This is a genomic window from Streptomyces sp. NPDC005761, assembly GCF_040630635.1.
Classification (GTDB): domain Bacteria; phylum Actinomycetota; class Actinomycetes; order Streptomycetales; family Streptomycetaceae; genus Streptomyces.
The window spans coordinates 1-2,817 of the sequence record NZ_JBEXXX010000100.1; the positions used below are offsets into that span (position 1 = coordinate 1).

Consider the following 2,817-nt stretch of genomic DNA (forward strand, 5'->3'; position numbering starts at 1 on the left):
TGTCGGCGTACTTGCCTATGTGCAGGGGTGCGTACGGATGAACGTGCAGAGCAAGTAGCCGCCCGGTGCGCTCATCGCCATGCGAGAGGATGGAGCGGTGGACCTTCGCTACTTCAATCAGACCGGCTGGACCGCGATCTTCAATGGCACTGAGACCGACATCGGCCGCATGGTGCGGGTGGAGGCATGGGACCCGGCAACTGGAACGGCGCTTGTAGTCGACCCGAAGCGAGGCGCCATGCGTCCCGTCACGGACTACGAGGACTTCTCCCACCTTGAGAAGGCCGACCAGGTCGTAGCCGCCGTTCCTGGTGGTGGGTGGCGGGCCCACTGGAAAGACGAGGGCCCGGGGAACACCCCGCTCACGGAACAGGTACTCGCGTGGCTGATCACCTCGCAAGGCCGGGCGACAGCCATCACGATGGACGCTCACGGGCATGTTGACGATGCCGACAGTGCCGACGCCTTCATCCCGCCGGGCGAGGAGCTGGGCCAGGATTGAACTCCCGGATCAGGCGACTTCCGTATCGCGCTCGATGGCCTTGAGGCGGTTCTTCAGCCGGTAGCTGGGACCGTTGATGGCGACGACTTCGCAGTGGTGCAGGAGGCGGTCGAGGATGGCGGTGGCGAGGACTTCGTCGCCGAAGACCTGGCCCCATTCGCTGAAGGTCTTGTTCGAGGTCAGGATGATGGAGCCCTTTTCGTAGCGCTTCGAGATGACCTGGAAGACCAGGTTCGCCTCCGCGCGTTCGAGGGGCTGGTAGCCGACCTCATCGACCACGAGAACGCTCGGCCGCAGGTAGGAACCCAGTTTGCTGGTCAGACGTCCGGCTGCCTCGGCTGCCTTGAGGTTGCGGACCATGTCGTCGAGGCTGGTGAAGTAGATCGAGTATCCGGCCCGGCAGGCCGCGACAGCCAGCGCGACCGCGATGTGGGTCTTGCCGACGCCGGGCGGCCCCAGCAGGGCAGCATTGGCCTTCGCTTCGACGAAAGACAGGGTGGCCAGGTCTTTGATCTTTCGCGGGTCGAGCTCGGGCTGGAACGAGAAGTCGTACTCATCGATCGTTTTGTGGTGCGGCAGCCGGGAGAGCCGCAGGCCCTGGCGGAAGCGGCGGTCGTCGCGGACGGCGAGTTCCTCGGAGAGGACCAAGTCGAGGAAGTCGAGGTAGCCCATCTTCCCCTCGTCCGCCCGCCGGGTGTACTCGTTGATGGTTTCCGCCAGGTGGGGCAGGCCGAGCTTGGTCGCCGTGGTGCGGATGCGGTTGCCGGTCAGCTCGCTCAAGACGATTCCTTCGTCGCTCGGTTACTGGTGAAAGGGCGGGTCCCGGTCAGCTCGTCATAGACCGACAACGGTCGGCGGCCGACCTCGACGCGGGTCGCCGCAGCCCGGTTGAGGAGGGCTTGCAGCGGTCCGGCCTCCTCGCCCAAGGGGTGATCGTGACGCGGCCGGGGCAAGGCATCGCCGGTGGTGGTCCGGCGTCCTTTGCCGGTGGGCAGGCCGTCCCAGTGCTGTTCTTCGACGACACGCACCCCGCGTCCGACGGCCCGTGGATGCATGGCCAGCAGCGTCTCGCCGCTGGAGTCGGAAATGGTGGAATGCAGCATGACCTGCGACTTCGTGGCCCTGATCTCCACCAGCTGACGCGGTCGGACCTTGCGGGCGGGGACCGAGTAGAGGTTCCCGCCGAAGGCGACAAGGCAGTCCTTGCCGACCGGCCGCAGATGACGTTCGGCTACCAGATACGGGGTCGGTGGCAACGGCTTGAGAGCCGCGTGGTCACGAACTGCCCGCTCACCGATGACCTGCTGGTGAGTCCGGTGCGTCTGGGTTCGCCGTTTCGGCACCCAGGCGGTGAACGCGGCGTCCATCTCCTCGATGCAGGAGAAGGCCCGGCCCGAGAGAACGTGGTCGCGGACAATCAGGACCTGGCGCTCGACGCGGCCCTTGCCCTGGGGCCGGTAGGCGGCCAGCACATCGATGTCGAAGTCGTAGTGGCCGGCGAACCCGACCGCCTCCGGATGCAGTGGAACGGCCTCACCCGGAGCCACGTGACGGCGCACGACCGTCTTGGTGCGGTCGTAGACGATCGTCATCGGGACCCCGTTGAAGTGCGCGAATGCCCGCCGATGGCAGTCGAAGAACGTCTGCAGGTCCAGGCTGGTGGTGAAGCAGCAGAACGGATCGCGCGAGTACGACAGCACCATGTGGAAGGAGTAGACCTTCGGGATGCCCATGTGGGCCAGAAGCTTGCCCTCATCGCCCCAGTCCACCTGAGCCTGAGCACCCGGGATCACCTCGAACCTGCGATGCATCCCCGCCAGCTCCCGCGGAGCGATCCCGAGTTCTTCCGCGATTCTCGGGCGGGCCTCCTGCACGTAGAGCTTGACCCGCTGGTAGTTCCCGGTGAACCCGTACTCCGTGGCCAGCCGCTCGTGAATCACCGCGGCCTTCATCAGGATCTCCGCCCGCAGCATCGCGTCGATCAGAGGAGCGACCTCGTCGATAACCCGCTTGCGCGGCTGACCGCTTGCCACCCGGCGCGGAGGCGCAGACGAGTCAGCAGACAGGTACTTGCTGACCGTCCGCCAGTTCAGCCCGGTCTCCTTGGCGACCTCCGACAGGCTCATCGCCCCGGACTCCACCAAACCGCGAAAACGCCGGAGCTCGAGCCAGCGCTGCGGGTCCAAGACCATGGCCCACCCCTCTCTGCGACCTTCGACAACAGGCAGCAGCGTGCCGGGGGCCGGCACTCAGCACATCAAGAACTCTGCACGTTCATCCGTACGCGGCTATGTGCGTTCACGTGTACGCCGACA

Annotated in this window: 3 protein-coding genes; 1 reads left to right on the forward strand and 2 read right to left on the reverse strand. The window is 65.9% G+C overall.

The features are described 5' to 3' along the window. Positions 1-79: 79 nt before the first annotated feature. Positions 80-502 (forward strand): hypothetical protein, encoded by a 423-nt coding sequence (locus ABZ434_RS36000; RefSeq protein WP_145806976.1) that lies wholly within the window; start codon positions 80-82, stop codon positions 500-502. A gap of 9 nt (positions 503-511) precedes the next feature. Here the strand turns inward: ABZ434_RS36000 and istB are convergent, their stop codons facing one another. Both istB and istA read right to left on the reverse strand, forming a co-directional pair. Next, entirely contained in the window at positions 512-1,282 is a 771-nt protein-coding gene (gene istB, locus ABZ434_RS36005; protein WP_359146306.1) for an IS21-like element helper ATPase IstB, read from the reverse strand. Beyond that, positions 1,279-2,694: an IS21 family transposase gene (gene istA, locus ABZ434_RS36010; RefSeq protein WP_359146309.1), complete on the reverse strand. Its 1,416-nt coding sequence runs from the start codon at positions 2,692-2,694 to the stop codon at positions 1,279-1,281. Before istA ends, istB begins: the two co-directional genes overlap by 4 nt. Positions 2,695-2,817: the final 123 nt, after the last annotated feature.